At 59.5% G+C, this 16,961-nt stretch carries 15 protein-coding genes; 12 read left to right on the forward strand and 3 right to left on the reverse strand.

The annotated features are described in order from the left end of the window. Window positions 1-254: 254 nt before the first annotated feature. The 3 genes from ACO07T_RS11380 (at window position 255) to ACO07T_RS11390 (ending at window position 4,410) form a co-directional block, all read left to right on the forward strand. On the forward strand, window positions 255-2,630 hold the full coding sequence (locus tag ACO07T_RS11380; RefSeq protein ID WP_422049514.1) for a PAS domain S-box protein: 2,376 nt from the start codon (window positions 255-257) through the stop codon (window positions 2,628-2,630). A gap of 163 nt (window positions 2,631-2,793) precedes the next feature. Then, window positions 2,794-3,837, forward strand: a complete 1,044-nt coding sequence (locus ACO07T_RS11385; RefSeq protein WP_422049515.1) for an aldo/keto reductase — start codon at window positions 2,794-2,796, stop codon at window positions 3,835-3,837. 75 nt (window positions 3,838-3,912) lie between these two features. Continuing rightward, window positions 3,913-4,410 carry a hypothetical protein gene (locus ACO07T_RS11390; protein WP_422049516.1) on the forward strand — a complete coding sequence of 166 codons (498 nt, stop codon included), beginning with the start codon at window positions 3,913-3,915 and terminating at the stop codon, window positions 4,408-4,410. 38 nt (window positions 4,411-4,448) lie between these two features. Here ACO07T_RS11390 and ACO07T_RS11395 read toward each other — a convergent pair whose 3' ends face one another. The 3 genes from ACO07T_RS11395 to ACO07T_RS11405 are packed head-to-tail and all read right to left on the reverse strand — an operon-like array spanning window position 4,449 to window position 7,405. Next, window positions 4,449-5,021 carry a TadE/TadG family type IV pilus assembly protein gene (locus ACO07T_RS11395; protein WP_422049517.1) on the reverse strand — a complete coding sequence of 191 codons (573 nt, stop codon included), beginning with the start codon at window positions 5,019-5,021 and terminating at the stop codon, window positions 4,449-4,451. Window positions 5,022-5,024: 3 nt separating this feature from the next. Then, window positions 5,025-5,561 carry a TadE/TadG family type IV pilus assembly protein gene (locus tag ACO07T_RS11400; RefSeq protein WP_209060773.1) on the reverse strand — a complete coding sequence of 179 codons (537 nt, stop codon included), beginning with the start codon at window positions 5,559-5,561 and terminating at the stop codon, window positions 5,025-5,027. Continuing rightward, on the reverse strand, window positions 5,558-7,405 hold the full coding sequence (locus tag ACO07T_RS11405) for a pilus assembly protein TadG-related protein (RefSeq protein ID WP_422049518.1): 1,848 nt from the start codon (window positions 7,403-7,405) through the stop codon (window positions 5,558-5,560). The genes ACO07T_RS11400 and ACO07T_RS11405 overlap by 4 nt, the downstream gene beginning before the upstream one ends. Window positions 7,406-7,732: 327 nt before the next feature. Here ACO07T_RS11405 and ACO07T_RS11410 point away from each other — a divergent pair, with 327 nt between their 5' ends. From ACO07T_RS11410 to ACO07T_RS11450, 9 genes are all read left to right on the forward strand, one after another. Continuing rightward, window positions 7,733-9,163: a Glu/Leu/Phe/Val family dehydrogenase gene (locus ACO07T_RS11410; RefSeq protein WP_422049519.1), complete on the forward strand. Its 1,431-nt coding sequence runs from the start codon at window positions 7,733-7,735 to the stop codon at window positions 9,161-9,163. A gap of 4 nt (window positions 9,164-9,167) precedes the next feature. Further along, window positions 9,168-9,764 carry a DUF6151 family protein gene (locus ACO07T_RS11415; RefSeq protein ID WP_422049520.1) on the forward strand — a complete coding sequence of 199 codons (597 nt, stop codon included), beginning with the start codon at window positions 9,168-9,170 and terminating at the stop codon, window positions 9,762-9,764. 156 nt (window positions 9,765-9,920) lie between these two features. After that, window positions 9,921-10,814 carry a hypothetical protein gene (locus ACO07T_RS11420; RefSeq protein WP_422049521.1) on the forward strand — a complete coding sequence of 298 codons (894 nt, stop codon included), beginning with the start codon at window positions 9,921-9,923 and terminating at the stop codon, window positions 10,812-10,814. A 153-nt stretch (window positions 10,815-10,967) separates the two neighbouring features. Continuing rightward, a complete protein-coding gene (locus ACO07T_RS11425; RefSeq protein ID WP_422049522.1) occupies window positions 10,968-12,224 on the forward strand; it encodes a sarcosine oxidase subunit beta family protein in 1,257 nt (418 codons plus the stop codon). Window positions 12,225-12,262: 38 nt separating this feature from the next. Beyond that, window positions 12,263-12,808, forward strand: a complete 546-nt coding sequence (locus tag ACO07T_RS11430; protein ID WP_422049523.1) for a hypothetical protein — start codon at window positions 12,263-12,265, stop codon at window positions 12,806-12,808. Beyond that, window positions 12,805-13,092 carry a sarcosine oxidase subunit delta gene (locus ACO07T_RS11435; RefSeq protein ID WP_422049524.1) on the forward strand — a complete coding sequence of 96 codons (288 nt, stop codon included), beginning with the start codon at window positions 12,805-12,807 and terminating at the stop codon, window positions 13,090-13,092. The genes ACO07T_RS11430 and ACO07T_RS11435 overlap by 4 nt, the downstream gene beginning before the upstream one ends. Then, entirely contained in the window at window positions 13,089-16,016 is a 2,928-nt protein-coding gene (locus tag ACO07T_RS11440) for a sarcosine oxidase subunit alpha family protein (RefSeq protein WP_422049525.1), read from the forward strand. Before ACO07T_RS11435 ends, ACO07T_RS11440 begins: the two co-directional genes overlap by 4 nt. Beyond that, entirely contained in the window at window positions 16,009-16,554 is a 546-nt protein-coding gene (locus ACO07T_RS11445) for a sarcosine oxidase subunit gamma (RefSeq protein ID WP_422049526.1), read from the forward strand. Before ACO07T_RS11440 ends, ACO07T_RS11445 begins: the two co-directional genes overlap by 8 nt. Before the next feature lie 35 nt (window positions 16,555-16,589). Continuing rightward, window positions 16,590-16,937 (forward strand): hypothetical protein, encoded by a 348-nt coding sequence (locus ACO07T_RS11450; RefSeq protein ID WP_422049527.1) that lies wholly within the window; start codon window positions 16,590-16,592, stop codon window positions 16,935-16,937. Window positions 16,938-16,961 lie beyond the last annotated feature (24 nt).

Here is a 16,961-nt window from a genome sequence, read left to right on the forward strand (position 1 = left end):
GGGCCTTGAGGTTATGTTGCCCAAGGAAATATACTTATATATTATAGCTGAGCGCCGTTAGCGTTATACGATTTTACGCGCGCTTAGCGGTTTTTTGACGGGGCGCAGCGCGCGTCGGAAATCAGGCCGGTTTCCGCCCAAAAAATTAGATAAGAGTCGCATTAATCTATTTTCTTCCTCTCCTGATTGTCCTATGTGCGCCGCCTTGCGGATCAATTTAGCGCATCTGGCGATTGGGCGAGGAGACACAATCAATGGAAGACTTCATTGCAAAGCAGAGCGACACTGCGGTTCTCGTTCAAATGCAAAAAGTCCAAATGCAGGCGATGGAGCAGGCCACGGGTGTTGGCTACTGGTGCCTTGACCTGCAGCGAGAGGCGCTCTGGTGGAGCGAGAAGACCAAGCAGATCCATGAGGTGGCCGCGGATTTTGAGCCGGATCTGAGCAAGGCGATTGAGTTTTACGTGCCGGAGTATCGCGAGGGGGTGCAGAAGGCGCTTGATCTCGTGCTGTCGGCCGGCACGCCCTGGAATGGGACGCTACAGATTGTCACCGCGCGGAACCGCAAACTGTGGGTTCAGGCGGTCTGTGCGCCGGTCTATTCCGGTGACAAGGTGATCGCGATTGCCGGATCATTCAGAGAGATATCTGAAGAACAGGAGGGCACTGAAGCGCCCCGGCATCTGAGCTCGCCGCAGGGAATGTCTGTTCTGGAGCTGCAGCACGCAAGCAGAGCTCTCAATGAGGCGGCGATTGTCGCCACGGCGGATCGGCGGGGCCGGATCACAAGTGTGAACCAGAAGCTGCTCGATATTTCGGGGTATTCCGAAGAGGAGCTGATCGGGGCGGACCACCGCATTCTGAATTCCGGTGAACATGACAAAGACTTCTTTGTCGATCTTTGGAAGACCATTTCCAAAGGACAAATCTGGCGCGGAGAGATTTGCAACCGACGCAAGGACGGGCGGCTCTATTGGGTGGACACGCTGATCTATCCGATCCGCGGCGAAGACGACAAAGTGGAGAAATATCTTTCGATCCGCTTTGACGTGACCGAGCGTGTGGAAGCCTCCAAGCTGGTGTCAAACTTCTTTGACGTTTCCATGGCGCCGCATTGTATCTTTGATCAATCGGGGCGGATTCAGCAGGTGAACCATGCTTTCTGTCAGCTGGTGCATAAGACTGAGAAAGAGCTGATCGGGCGGGACATTCTGGAGTTTGTGCAGCCCGAAGATCACGGGGAGGTGCCCAATTTTGAGCAGTCCCCTCCTGATCCACATGTGCCAAATCCTGCGCGTCTGAGGCTGATCGACGGGCATGGCAATGTGCGCCATACCGAGTGGCAGAGCCGCGTATATGGTACGCTGATTATCGCCTCAGGCCACGATCTGACCGCCGAGGTGGAGCGGGGTGAGGCGCTGGATGAGGCCAAACGCTCTGCCGAGGAAGCGAGCTTCTCCAAGTCGGCGTTTCTGGCAAACATCAGCCATGAAATCAGAACGCCGCTGAACGCGATTGTCGGCGTTGCGGATGGGCTCTTGGACAAGCCGGGCCTGTCTGATGAGGACAAGAAACTCATCCAGATGATTTTTGACAGCGGCAAGGTGCTGGAGCGCCAGATGTCGGACATTCTGGATTTTTCAAAGATCGAAGCGGGCAAAAGCGAGCTGTTGAACCAGCCGTTCTCGCCAGAGGACATGTTGCAACGCGCGGTGGCCCCCCATGCGGAGGCGGCGCAGGCCAAAGGTGTGGCCTTTCATGTGGATATTGACCCGCAGGCCAGCATTCCGGTTTTGGGTGACGATATGCGGGTGCGTCAGATCGTGTCCAATCTGGCGTCAAATGCGGTTAAGTTTACGTCCAAAGGGGCGATCACGACGCGCCTGCGCTGTGTGGCGGATTGCGAAACCGCCTCTTTGGAGATCACCCTGAAAGACACCGGCGTGGGCTTTCCGACGCGCACCGAAACGGATGAGTTTGACCGGTTTGACCAAAAGGGCAGGAGCAGCACCGAGGGCTACTCCGGCACCGGGCTTGGCCTGTCGATCAGCTCTTCTCTTGCGCGCCAGATGGGTGGCCGCCTGTCGGTGGTGTCTGCGCCGGGAGAAGGCAGTGCCTTCCTTGTGGAGCTGCCGCTGCGGCGGGCGCAGCCTGCTGAACCCAAGTTGGTCGCATCAGCGCCAGCCAAGAAATTTGCTGGCAGCCTGAAGGGGCGCAGGGTTCTGATTGCCGAGGACATCAAGGCGAACCAGAAAATCGTCGCGCTGCTGTTGAAGGTCACAGGCTGTGAAACGGCCTTTGCGAACAACGGCAAAGAGGCGGTGGCGCTGTATCACTCCTGGAAGCCGGATGTGGTCCTGATGGATATGATGATGCCGGAGATGAACGGCCTTGAAGCGACACGGGAAATCCGGGTTCAGGAGAGAATACGCCGCCTGCCGCGCATGCCGATCCTGATGCTGTCGGCCAATGCCATGCGCGAACACATCCAGCAGGCGGAGGATGCGGGCTGTGACGCGCATATTTCCAAACCGGTGAACAAGAAGGCGTTGATCACGGCCATTCTGGAACGGGTCGAGAGCGAGGCGGGCGGCGCGCCGATGGTGCAGCACGGTGGCATAAGCGCCTAAGGGCGCGCAGCGCAGCAGAACATGAGAGCACTTGCGGCAGGACGCGCGGCTTCTTCGCGCGTGCCTGCTGGTGCGCTTTGCTGGAGCAGAAAGCCTGCGCCCCTTGAAACCCGCGCGCCAAGGCTTAATGTCGCGCCAACGCGATTTCCAACAGGATCCCCCCATGAAAATGAACCCGCTTGGCCGGACGGGCCGCTCTGTTTCTGAATATTGCCTTGGCACAATGACCTTTGGCACCCAGACCGACGAGGCTGACGCCCATGCGCAGATGGATATGGCGCTGGACCATGGCATCAACTTCATTGACGCGGCTGAGCTTTATCCGGTGAACCCGATCAGCGCGGAGACGCAGGGGCGCACCGAGGAAATTCTGGGCACATGGTTTGCCAAGACCGGACGCCGGGAGGCCTGGGTGCTGGCCACCAAACACGGCGGGGCAGGGGTGAAGCACATCCGCGATGGCGCGCCGATCACCGGCGCGTCGGTGCGCACGGCGGTGGAAGGATCGCTGAAGCGGCTGCAAACCGAGCATATCGACCTCTATCAGCTGCATTGGCCCAACCGCGGCTCTTATATGTTCCGCCAGAACTGGGAGTATGACCCGTCTTCGCAAAACAAGGCAGAGACGCTGGCCAATATGCAAGAGGTGCTGGACGCGCTGCAGGCAGAGGTCGACCGCGGCACCATCGGGGCCTTTGGTCTCTCCAATGAAAGCGCTTGGGGCACCGCGCAGTGGCTGCGCCTGTCTGAGGAAAAAGGCACCCCGCGTGTGGCTTCGATCCAGAATGAATACTCGCTGCTGTGCCGGATGTTTGACACCGATCTGGCGGAGTTGTGCCTGAACGAAGATGTGGGGCTGCTGGCGTTTTCCCCTCTGGCGACCGGTTTGCTGACCGGGAAGTATCAGAACGGCCAGACACCGGAAGGATCGCGCAAGGCGATCAACGGAGATCTGGGTGGGCGTGTGAGCCCGCGGGTGTTTGATGCGGTGCAGGCTTATCTGGATATTGCGGCCAAACACGGGCTTGATCCGGTGCATATGGCGATGGCCTTTACGGTGCAGCGCCCGTTCATGTGTTCCTCCATTTTTGGGGCCACCACGCTGACGCAGCTGGAGCATCTGCTCAAAGGCGCGGAGGTGACGCTGAGCGATGAGGTTCTGGCAGAGATCAACGCGGCCAACCGCGCGCACCCGATGCCCTACTAACCACCAAATTTGAAACGCAGACCTCGGCGCTCACGTCTTTGGGGGCTGCGTTTCTGACAAAGGATGACTGAGAAGATGCTTCCTCAAACTGATGAAACCGAAGTGCTGGCCACAATCCGAGCCTCCGGCCCGCGCCGGGTGTTTGGCATTGGCACATTGGCCCTGTTGGGTGGTTTGCTTGTGTATCTGGCGCTGGCCACGTCGCCAGCACTGATCTGGCAGGTCTTTCTGCTGGTCTTGGGCGTGCTGTCTTTGTGGCTCGCGGAGAGCACGCGGCGTGCAACGGAGAACAGCATTCAGCTCACCAGCGCCGGGATGGCGACCGACAGTGGCGAGGTGATTGCCCCTCTGGACGATATTGCAGCGGTGAAGCGCGGGATGTTTGATCTGAAACCGTCCAACGGGTTCACAGTGGTGCTGAAAACATCGCGCCCCCGCCGTTGGCAGCCGGGCCTGTGGTGGGCTCTGGGGAAGCGCGTTGGCATCGGCGGGGTCACCCCCGGCTCTGAAGCCAAGTCGATGGCGCAAATTTTGGAAGCGTTGCTGGTAGAAAAAGGCGGCTCAGAGATCTGAGCCGCCTTTCAATTGTTTTGCAATGAGCTGCCTGTGGATCAGGCGCCGTTCCAGGCGAGGTTCGCCACGAAGCGGGGGCGGGTGAACACAAAGGTGTTCATCGGGAAGCCGTCCCAATCATCGCCCCACCAGCGTTTCATGATCACCGGGGGTGCGTAGGTGCCAAAGGTTTGCACCACAATCAGGCTTTCCCCCGGCACCAGCGTTGGCAGGTTCTCACCAAGCTCGGGCAGATCCGCGTCGGTCAGGGTGCGTGACGGCAGGGTGCTGTGCGACCACTCCAGATCGTGGGCGTTGGTGTTTGAGTCCCAAGACACCAGGCTCACAGTCATCTCCTGCTCGCCACGCAGGGTGGAGATTTCCTCAAACAGAGTGTGCACACCGTCAATGTAGCTGGAGTCCACTGCGGCGGTTTCCCGTGACAGCATGTCAGACACCGCAAAGGCAGCTTTTTCCGTGGTGGAGCGCGCGCGGTAAGCGTCAAACAGCACGGCCATGGCCATCAGTGCGAGGAACAGGGCCGGCCACATGATCACGGTCTCCACCGCGACACTGCCACGCGTGTCTTTGCGAAAATTGCGGATGAGCTGGAAAACAGATGGAATATTCATGGCTTAACGAGGCTCCTGAACAAAGGCGTTCATGACAACAAGCGCGTAATCACCGGCGTCATCTTTGTGCAGCGCCGATCCGATCATCGACGTTGGGAAGATAGGTGTGACCTTGGCGCAGGCGCGCAGCACCATCAGATCGTTTTCGGCGCCGTCTTCAAACCGGGTGACCGGCTGGGTTGCTTCGGAACGATCGGTGCAGATGGTGTTTTCATCCATCGACACATAGTTGCGCGGATCACGGGTCACCATTTCCAGTTTCATGTTGCTTTCGCAGTTTGGAATGATGGAGGCCCGTTCACAGACCTGTGCAACCAATTCGTCATGGCTTGGGGTGAACCCGGTGGAGAGGCGGATGTCACGCACCGCCATATCCAGAGAGCGCTCCAGATAGGAGTAGCGCAGGGTCATCAGGCCAAGCTCCACAGAGGAGAGGAACAGACCGATGAAGAAGGGCACCATGATGACAAATTCAATTGTGGTGCTGCCGTCTTCGTCGCGACGGAACGCGCGGGGCAGATTTGCAAGTCTCCGGATCATTGGGTCAACCTCAACTGGCGAATAGATGTTGCGATGGTTGCGAAGGCATTGCGGATTTCCAGACCGTTCACATCAAAGTAGTGGCTGTCGGAGCTGGCGCAGTCTTTCAGCACGGCCTGACCGTTTGAAGGCGCTTCAAAGCCGATGGTGAAGACGATGATGCCCGCATCTTTGGCCGCCTGACAGACTTCGCGTGTCCGCGCATCTTTCTGGGACGTTTTGAAGGAGCTGCGCACACCGTAGTGCCAGTCATTGTAGGCCGAGTTGGAGCCCATGAAGGGGCGGTACAGATACTCTGCGATCCAAGAACTTGTCGTGTAGGCCCAAAGGTCAGGGTACGTGATGACTTCTGCAGAGCCCGGCTCGTTCACGGTGACGGTCGTGGTGACCTGGCGATAGCGACGGCAAGAACCGTTCCAGTAGTAGGATCTGCATTCCCAGCTGGTTTCGGTTTTGTCATAGACGCCTTCACCATAGGCCCAGTTCTTCCACTCATAGGTCGAGGGCCAGTAGAACAGCGGCTCTGAGGTGATGCCGTCGTAGTCCTGGTCATTCACATCCTGGCCAACATAGACGGAGTAGAAATCCTCCTGTTCGTTGTACCAGACATTGGACTCGCCTGAGCGGTAGTCGTCTCTGATATAGTATTGGCTGGTGTTCTGACCGTCGGTCATGAGAACCACCACCTTCAAGGACTCGTTGGTGCCGTATTCATAAGGGCGATCCGCAAAGCCTTCGGAGATGTGGCTACCTTCGATCAGGTTGGCCGCAATCGGTTCAAAGGATGGATCTACCAGTGCTGTGCCCCATTTCATGCCAACGTCGATCGAGGTGTTGCCGCGGGCGGTGAGAGCCGAGATGTAGTTTTTCAGCGTGGTGCGGTCGCTTTCCAGCACAATGGCTTCGCGGCGGTCGTCAAACTCACAGACAGGCAAGCTGTTCACCGGTGTTGGTGTCGCATCGCGGTTGTCATAGCGGTACCATGGGTCAAAGTGCATGGTGCGCTCATAGGTGGCCGTGGGCGAGATTTCCGTGTTGTTGAAATCGCTGCTGGTGAAGTTCACGCAGTTGGAATAGGCGTTTTCACCCGTGGTGTTCAGCTCTGCCATGACTTCGTCGGGAATGGACACCTGCGTTGCGTAGGGCACGATGGAAACAGACAATGTGCCGTCTTCGGTGTTGTCATCCATGGTGTCGATGAACTCTTGAGCCGCGATCTTGAGGTTGGTCAGGCGGTTGTTGCTGTTCATCGAACCGGACACGTCGAGAACCATGGAGATTTCGATGTTGCCGATGCTTTCAATCGCGGTGCCGGTCGCAGAAACGGTGATCTCGCCGATCTCCTGCGTGCTGTCGGTCGTTTCGGTGAGCTGATCAGCGGAGCCCTCACCAGCCGAAGAGCCGCTGGCTTCGCCGTCGCCTTTCCAGGCCCGTTTGAAGCGCGCGCCAACCTGGCTGTTGCGCAGGACCGTGGGCACGGTGGCGGAGGCGCTGACCTTGCGGTGGTTCAGCGTGATCTCTGAAGATGTGGAAACGCTGTCATATTCGACACCGGATTTGTCAAAGTAGTCTTCGACCACCGCTTCGGGCGCGCGTTCCTGATCCATGTCGGCGGCCGCCAGAACGGCGCGGTCCAGCGTGTGCTGCAGACGTGTACGTTTCATTTCTGCCAACATGATGTCGGCGCCTAGGCCGCCAATCATCACCATCATGATGACCAGCACAACGGCGAATCCGACCATCACGCCGTCTTCCTCTTTGCGGAAACGGGTGATTATCCCCAGATTTCCGGCACTTGGACCGGGACTTTTGGTGCGCCGTTTGCGGACTGTAAACTGTTTCATATTACTCACCTCGTATCGACGCATCAAAATGGAGTTCCCACCGAAGTCGCGGTTTGCGCCAAGGATCTTATCCAAGCAGATTGGGGCGGAATTGGGGCCTAAACGGGTGGTTAATGCGGCCTTGAGGCAGGTTTTTTTGTTTTTCAGTAAGGGTTTGGATACAGTCTTTGATCTGACCGGTGTTCTGTTTCCGAACTGAAAACATCCCTGACACGCAACTGTGACATGGATTCCTCTATCGTCACGGGCCGACTTATCGCCTAACTCTTGATTAAGTCGATTGGTGTGACGGTGAGTCGCAGTCGTTTGCTTGTCGGGAGGAAAAAGATGAGCCCAATACAAGAACCGAGTTTTCGGGAAAGTGTCGACCTGATGTTCAACAGAGCGGTGGCTCTGATGGACCTTCCGCCCGGCTTGGAAGAAAAGATCCGGGTCTGCAACGCGACCTATACGGTACGGTTTGGTGTCCGCCTGCGCGGGCAGATCCAGACGTTTACCGGCTACCGGTCGGTTCACAGCGAGCATATGGAACCCGTGAAGGGCGGTATCCGCTTTGCGATGGGTGTGAATCAGGATGAGGTTGAGGCGCTGGCGGCGCTGATGACCTATAAATGCGCGCTGGTGGAAGCGCCGTTTGGCGGCTCCAAGGGCGGTCTGCGGATTGATCCGCGCAAATATGACGAACATGAACTGGAGCAGATCACGCGCCGTTTCGCCTATGAGCTGGCCAAGCGCGACCTGATCCACCCCTCGCAAAACGTTCCGGCTCCGGATATGGGCACCGGGGAGCGCGAGATGGCCTGGATGGCGGACCAATATGCCCGCATGAACACCACGGACATCAACGCACGCGCCTGTGTGACCGGTAAACCGCTCAACGCGGGCGGCATCGCGGGCCGGGTCGAGGCCACCGGACGTGGCGTGCAATATGCGCTGCGCGAGTTCTTCCGCGATCCGCTGGACGTCAAGAAAGCCGGTATGAGCGGGTCTCTGGATGGCAAGCGCGTGATTGTGCAGGGGCTTGGCAACGTGGGTTATCACGCCGCCAAATTCCTGAGCGAGGAAGATGGTTCCAAGATCATCGGCATCATCGAGCGCGACGGCGCGCTGCACAATCCGGATGGCATTGATGTGGATGCGGTGCAGCAGTGGCTGTCCAAGCACGGCGGTGTGTCCGGCTTCCCGGATGCGAGCTACACCCAGAACGGCGCGGCGATCCTTGAGGAAGACTGTGATATTCTGGTGCCTGCGGCGCTGGAAGGGGTCATCAACCTTGAGAACGCGGCCAACATCAAGGCTCCGCTGATCATCGAGGCCGCCAACGGTCCGATTACTGCGGGGGCAGATGACATTCTGCGCAAAAAGGGCACTGTGATCATTCCGGATATGTACGCCAACGCCGGTGGTGTGACCGTGTCCTACTTTGAGTGGGTCAAAAACCTGAGCCACATCCGCTTTGGCCGGATGCAGCGGCGTCAGGAAGAGGCGCGTCACCAGCTTGTCGTGGATGAGTTGGAACAGATCAGTGCCGCGCTGGGCGGTCAGTATAAGCTCACCGATGGCTTCAAGCAGAAGTATCTGCGCGGGGCGGGTGAGCTGGAGCTGGTGCGCTCCGGTCTGGATGACACCATGCGGATCGCCTATCAGTCCATGCGGGATGTCTGGCATTCTCGGGACGACGTGGAAGATCTGCGCACCGCCGCCTATCTTGTTTCGATCGAGAAAGTGGCCGCCAGCTACCGCGCCAAAGGTCTCTGAGCGCATGGCGCCCGTCGATCTGGATATCGGGTGCCGCTGCGGCCGGTTTGGTGCCGTGCTCAAAGATGTGAGCCCGCGTATGGGCTCACATGTGCAATGTCACTGCACGGACTGCCAAACCGCCGCGCGCGTGCTGGGCGCAGAAGAGCAGTTGTTGCCGCGCGGCGGCAGCGACATTTTCCAGACCACCCCTGCGCATTTGCAGATCACCAAGGGGGAAGAGCATCTGGCCTGTTTGCGGCTTTCGCCCAAGGGTCTGATGCGCTGGTATGCGGGGTGTTGTGACACGCCGTTGTTCAATTGCCTGCCGCACACCAAGCTGGCCTTTGTCGGGATCTGGGTTCCGGCCATGCAGGGCGCTGAGGTTTCCAAGGCGATTGGCAAGGTGATTGCGGTGGTGCGCACGCAGGATGCGCCGATGGGGGCGGAGCGGCTGCGCGAATACGGGTTCAACCGTGCGGGGTTTCAGGTGCTGGCCCGCCACTTCAGCGCTTTGATGCGGGGGCAGGTGAAGCAGACCCCGCTGTTTGACACGGCCGGTGCGCCGGTGGTGACACCCCGTGTGCTGACCAAAGAAGAGCGCAAATCCGCCACGCCGTGAAGGCATACCCAAGGCACCGCTCGTTGTGTTCACGCAGGATTTATCACTTTTATTAGTATTTTAGCGATACTGTGCTATCCTACACCAAGCAGACTGATCTTTCGTACTGAACCATGCGTAGACCCTTTTAGGGGCTTATGGAGACTGTGACCTGAAATGATCCGAGCAACATGCACCATTGCCGTTTTGGCCTGTTTGGCGTCTCAGACGTTTGCGCAGGGCAATGCGGCCGCGCCGGAAGGTTGGGTGTTTCAGCTCGAAAGTGCTTATCTCTCACAAGGCGACTCTGATCTGTCCTCCGGCAGCGCGTTTTCGGCGGAGCGGGGATATCTGCGGCTTGGGGCGTTCAACAGGCGCGCCGACGGTTTGAGTGTTGGCCTGTCAGCAACGCTTGGGCAGACCGATTATGACTTTGACACAGCGGCCCCCTGGGGACGCATCCGGGAGAACAGCCTGTCGCTGACCTTTGCAGGGCGCAACCGCAATGGCATGAACTGGTTTGTGGCGCCAACGCTGCGGGAGCGCGCAGAAACCGGTGCGGGATCGGATGACGGGGTGACGGCAGGGGCCTTTGCCGGTGTGAGCTGGTCCTTGAATGACCGGCTGACGATTGGCCCTGCCATCGGCGCCTTTGAGGGCGTGGGCAGTGAAGATGTCGATGTCTTTCCGGCTCTGCTGCTTGACTGGCAGATCTCTGACCGGTTCAGCCTCACCACGGGGCCGACGCTTGGAGCCTCGCAGGGGCCGGGGCTGTCTTTGCGCTATGCGCTGGATGACGACTGGGGCGTAACGCTTTCGGCGCGGCGGGAGAGCAATCGCTTTGCGCTGTCAGATCGCGGTGCGACACCCGGTGGCGCGGGCGAGGACACAAGCGTGCCTGTGGTGGTGAGCCTCAACTACAAACCACGCCCTTCGATGAACTTTGCGGTGTTTGCCGGAGCGGAATTTGACGGGCAGCTGGAGGTGGAAAATGCCGCCGGTACCACGGTGCGCAAAGAGAGCTATGACACTGTGCCATTGCTGGGCATTGCTGTGTCGCTTGCGTTCTGAAACGTCGCAGTAAGGACATCCTTGATTGCAATCAATAATCTTGCGCCGCATGGTACGCTCATGCGGGCTTAGGATGTGTGCGCAGAGACACGTCTTGCCTTGTGATGGCGGTATTGTGCGCCAGAGAGATGTGACGAAACAGGGGGGCGGATCATGCGGTTTTCAGGGCTGAAAGTGCTCGCGGAAGGTTTGCGCGACAATAAGGGCTGGCAGGCGCATTGGCGGGATGCAGAGCCCAAGCCGGAATATGATCTGGTGATCATCGGTGGCGGTGGGCACGGGCTGTCCACAGCCTATTACCTCGCCAAGAACCATGGCCTGACCAATGTCGCGGTGCTTGAGAAAGGCTATCTCGGCGGCGGCAATGTGGGGCGCAACACCACGATTGTGCGCGCGAACTACTTTCTGCAGGGCAACAGCGAGTTCTACTCCCACTCCCTGAAGCTCTGGGAAGGGCTGGAAGAAGATCTGAACTACAATGTGATGCATTCCCAGCGCGGGCTGATCAATCTGTTCCACAGTGACGGGCAGCGCGATGCCTTTGTGCGGCGCGGCAATATGATGGTCAATCAGGGGGATGATGCGATCCTGCTGGACCGTGAAGGCGTGCGCAAACATCTGCCCTATCTGGATTTCAAACAGGCGCGGTTCCCGATCTACGGCGGGCTCTACCATCCGCGCGGCGGCACCGCGCGCCACGATGCGGTGGCCTGGGGCTATGCACGGGGCGCATCAGACCGGGGTGTCGATCTGGTGCAGAACTGCGAAGTCACCGGCATTGATATCGAAGGTGGTGTTGTCAAAGGTGTGCAGACCACGCGCGGCGCGATCCGTGCCAAGAAGGTGGGGATCATTGTGGCGGGACGCTCTGGTCAGGTGGCGGCGATGGCGGGGCGGCGTCTGCCGGTGGAAAGCCATGTGCTGCAGGCCTTTGTAACCGAAGGGCTGAAGCCGGTGATCAACCATGTGATCAGCTTTGGCATGGGGCATTTCTATATCAGCCAGTCCGACAAAGGCGGTTTGGTCTTTGGCGGGGATCTCGATTTTTACGCCTCTTATGCGGCGCGCGGCAATCTGCCGATGAAAGAGCATGTCATGGAGGCGGGCATGACGCTGATGCCGATGATCGGCAAAGCCAAAGTGCTGCGCAGCTGGGGCGGGATCATGGATATGACGCCGGATGGCTCTCCGATCATCGACAAGATGGAGGGCATTGAGGGGCTCTATGTCGACTGCGGCTGGAACTACGGTGGCTTCAAGGCGGTGCCGGCCTCTGGCTGGTGCATGGCGCATCTGATGGCCACGGATCAGCACCATGAGGTGGCGGCAAAGTTCCGGCTCGATCGCTTCCGCACCGGTGTTGGGATTATGGACGAAGAGGGCACAGGCTCTCAGCACAATTTGCACTGAAATATTTTGAGACTGAGGGGGCAGCAATGAAGACTGCAATGAAAACGATGGCTCTGACCGCTGCGCTTTTGGCTGGACCTGCATTGGCGGATGAGCTGCCTGAGGGCTGTTATGTGCGTGACTATTCAGACGCGCATCTGGCATCGCAACCCCAGCAGGTTGTGGATTGGATGCAGCTTTGGTTTTACCAAAATCAGTTCGAAAACAAATCTGCTATGGTGCAGGTTGGGTTTGCCGCGCAAGGCCATGTGGCAGGCACGCGCCATGCGGGGCAGGTGCTGGATCAATCAACATTGTGCTATGAGTTTGAAGGTGGTCCGACCTGCGTGGTCGATTGTGACGGAGGCCGTTTCCAAGTCGTACGGGACACAGGCGACGCCATCACCATCCAGACAAATTACTTTATGGTTGGCCAAACCGGCAGCTGTGGTGGCGCGGCAGATTTGGCGGAGAAGCCGGACCAAGCGGTCAAATACAAACTCTACCGCGCTGATGCACGCCAATGTGCGGGCGTGCGTGCACTGCTGGTGCGTGACGGGGTGCCGCCGCAAGAGGGCCCAAGCGATACGGGGGACAGCAAATGAGAGTGACATGTCCAGCGTGTGGCGCGCGTGACCGTCGCGAGTTTTACTATTTGGGGGATGCGGTGGCGCTCCAGCGGCCGTCGCCAGAGGCCAGCGATGAGGTGTGGGATGACTATCTGCACAACCGCGACAACCCGGCGGGGGAGACCCGCGATCTGTGGCAGCATGAGGCGGGCTGTGGGGCGTGGCTTGTGGTGCGGCGCAACACCATCACCCATGAGATTTATGATGTGACGCTGGCCCGCGACGCCAAACAGGCGCTCCAAGAGGAGGCGGAGGCATGAGGATAGCGGGCAAGGGGCAGATCAACCGCGACAAGCCGGTCACCTTTCAGTTTGACGGCGCACCGGTCAGCGGCTTTGAGGGCGATACCGTGGCCTCGGCGCTTTTGGCCAATGATATCAAGCTGGTGGCGCGCTCTTTTAAATATCACCGGCCGCGTGGGATTATGGGGGCGGGCTCTGAGGAGGCAAATGCGCTGGTCACTTTGGGGCGTGGCTCCCGGCAGGAGCCCAATCTGCGCGCCACAATGATTCCGGTGCGGCAGGGGCTGGAGATTTTCAGTCAGAACCGCTGGCCGACGCTGGGGCTGGATCTGCTCTCCGTGAATGATCTGGCCGCACCGTTTCTGGGCGCGGGGTTCTACTATAAGACCTTCATGTGGCCACGCGCCTTTTGGGAGCGGCTTTATGAGCCGATGATCCGCCGCGCGGCAGGGCTTGGCGCGCTGAGTGGGCGGAACTGTGAAGAGCGCTATGAGAAAGCCTATGCGTTCTGCGATGTGCTGGTGATTGGCGCGGGGCCAGCGGGTTTGATGGCGGCGCTGACCGCAGGGCGCGCGGGGGCTGATGTGATCCTTGCGGATGAAGATATGCGCATGGGCGGGCGGCTCAACGGTGAGGACGAAGAGGTCGGCGGCATGCCGGGGGCTGATTGGGCTGCAGAGGCGGTGGCGGAGCTGGCGGCGATGCCCAACGTGCGGCTGATGACACGCACCACGGTGACGGGCGCTTATGACCAAGGCACATACGGTGCGTTGGAGCGGATCGTGGACGGGCCTGCGCGCAGCGACAAACCCCGCGAATGTTTCTGGCGGATCGTGGCCAAAGGGGCCGTGCTCTGTGCCGGAGCGATTGAGCGGCCCATCGCCTTTCGCAACAACGACCGCCCCGGCATTATGGGCGCGGCGGCGGTGCGCACCTATTTGCACCGCTATGGCGTGGCGCCGGGCAAGGCGATCACCCTCTTCACCAACAACGACAATGGCCACCGCACCGCACGCGATCTGATCCGCGCCGGGGCGCATGTGGCGGCGGTGCTGGACACGCGCCATGACGGGCCGGAAGGAGAGGGCTATCGCGTGATCCCGGGGGCTGAGGTCTGCAACGCGGGTGGTCGGCGGGCGCTGGAAAGCATCACCTATCGCACAGTGAGCGGTGAGGAAAAAATTCGCACCGATTGTCTGGCAGTGTCCGGTGGCTGGAACCCGACGCTGCATCTGACCTGTCACATGAACGGGCGGCCGGAATGGAGCCGCCAGATCGAGAGCTTTGTGCCGGTGCCCGGGGCGATCCCGGGACTGCGCACAGCCGGGGCCTGTCAGGGGACATTTTCGACCCATGGCGCGCTGACAGAAGGCGCGGCAGCGGCGCGTGATGTGCTGGCGGAACTTGGGCTTGATGCCTCTGAGGTGGCAACACCTGAGGCAGAAGATGACCCCTACGCGCTGAAGGCCCATTGGGCCGTTGCAGGCAGCGGACGCGCCTGGCTCGATTTTCAGAACGATGTGACCGTGAAGGATGTGAAACAGGCGGCTAAAGAGAATTTCCAGTCGGTTGAACATATGAAGCGCTACACCACGCAGGGCATGGCACCTGATCAGGGCAAGAATTCCAACATCGGCGCACTTGCCATTCTGGCGGATGTGACCGGGCGGGGCATTCCCGAAACCGGAACCACCACCTACCGCCCGCCCTTTGTGCCGGTGACGATTGCAGCCATGGGGGCAGGGGCGCAGGGCAAAGGTTTTGCGCCGGAGCGTTTCACCACCAGCCATGCGGCCAGCGTCGCGGCCAAGGCGCCAATGATTGAGGCGGGGCTTTGGTATCGTCCAAGCTATTTCCCAACCGCCGGAGAGGTGAAGTGGCGCGAAAGCTGTAATCGCGAGGTCACCATGGTGCGCAACACGGTGGGCATCTGCGATGTCTCCACATTGGGCAAGATCGACGTGCAAGGCCCTGATGCAGCTGCGTTTTTGGATTTTGTCTACACCAACACCATGAGCACATTGAAGCCGGGGCGCGTGCGCTATGGGCTGATGCTGCGAGAAGACGGCACCGTGATGGATGACGGCACCTGCGCGCGCATGGGGGAAAACCACTATGTGATCACCACCACGACCGCAGCTGCGGGCACGGTGATGCGCCATCTGGAATATGTGCACCAATGTCTGCGGCCTGAGCTGGATCTCGCGATGATCAGCGCCACAGAGCAATGGGCACAGTTTGCGGTGGCCGGACCAAAGGCGCGCGCGTTGCTGAATGAGGTGCTGGATGCGCCGTTGGAGGAGAGCGATTTCCCCTTCATGGCCTGCGGTTCTGTGCCGATTGGCGGGGTTGATGCGCGATTGTTCCGGATCTCCTTCAGCGGGGAGCATGCCTATGAAATCGCAGTGCCCGCGCGCTATGGGGCCAGCCTGTTTGACGCGCTCCTGACACAAGCCGAGGCGCTGGGCGGCGGGGCCTACGGCATGGAAGCGCTGAATGTGCTGCGCATCGAAAAGGGCTTTATCACCCATGCGGAAATTCACGGGCGGGTCACGGCCTTTGACATCGGCATGGAGCGCATGGTGAGCCAGAAGAAAGACTGCATCGGCAAAACCATGAGCGAGCGGCCCGGGCTTTGGGGCGAGGAGCGTGAACAGCTGGTTGGCCTGATGCCGGTGGGGCCGGTGAAGCAGTTGACGGCGGGGGCGCATCTGTTTGCGCCTGAGGCGGAGCCTGTGCGCGAAAACGAGCAGGGCTACACCACCTCGGTGGGCTATTCGCCGACGCTGGAAAGCTTCCTTGGGTTGGCGTTTTTGCGCAATGGGCGGGCGCGTCATGGTGAGGAGGTGGTGATGGTGGATCATCTGCGGGGCGTGACGGCGCGCTGTAAGGTCTGTGATCCGGTGTTTTTTGATGCTGACGGAGGGCGGTTGCGTGATTGAGTTGAAAGCAAAAACCGCCTGTGAAGGCCTGCTGCCCAAACGGGTTGGCGACATGCGCATTGAAGAGGCTGAGACAGGGCATATCACCTTGATTGCGCCACTGGACGGGCAGGCGGCAGCGGTTGATGAGGCGCTTATGGAGACCCACAAGCTGAGCTTTCCCAAGCCCAACCGCAGCACGGGACGGGCCGGCGAGCGGTTGATCTGGAGCGGGTGCGGGCAGGCCTTTCTGATGGGGCCTGCGCTGGCGGCGGATCTGAGCGGGCTCGCGGCGGTGACCGATCAGAGCGACGCCTGGGCGGTTGTGAGGCTGGAAGGAGAGCAGGGTGCCGATGTGCTGGCGCGGCTTGTCCCGGTGGACCTGCGCCCCCAGAGCTTTAAGCGCGGGCACACTGTACGCACGCTTTTGGGGCATATGACCGTGTCGATCACACGGATGGGCGACAGCAGCTTTCAGATCATGGCGTTCCGCTCGATGGCCAAAACCCTTGTTCACGAGCTCATAACAGCGATGGAAAGCTTGGGAGCACGGGGGTAATCTCTCCGGATCAGAAGTGATTCAGGAGAGTGGGGATGGTCCGGTATATTTTGGCATTTGCGGCGTTGGGCCCGATGATGGGAACAGCGGCCTTTGCGGCAGACAACAAAGAAGAGGTCTGCGGCTATCAGGGCGCGGTGATGACAGCCATTCAGGAGGCCCGTCTGGACCGCGTGAAAGAGCGCGACCTGCAGGAGCATCTGAAGGCTAACAACCCGAGCTGGCCAGAAAGCTACAATGTGGCGATCCCGCAGTTTGCCCCGATTGTCTATGAGGCGAAGCGGCGCGATCTCAAAAAGATCGATTTGGGCGCACAGATTGAGCAGCAGTGTCTGGACAATTGGGATCAGATACAGGAATTGCAGAAGTCCGTTTCCAACTGACCCTCTGTCTGATGTGATCTGACC

The organism is Shimia sp. (genome assembly GCF_965227725.1).
Lineage (GTDB): Bacteria > Pseudomonadota > Alphaproteobacteria > Rhodobacterales > Rhodobacteraceae > Shimia.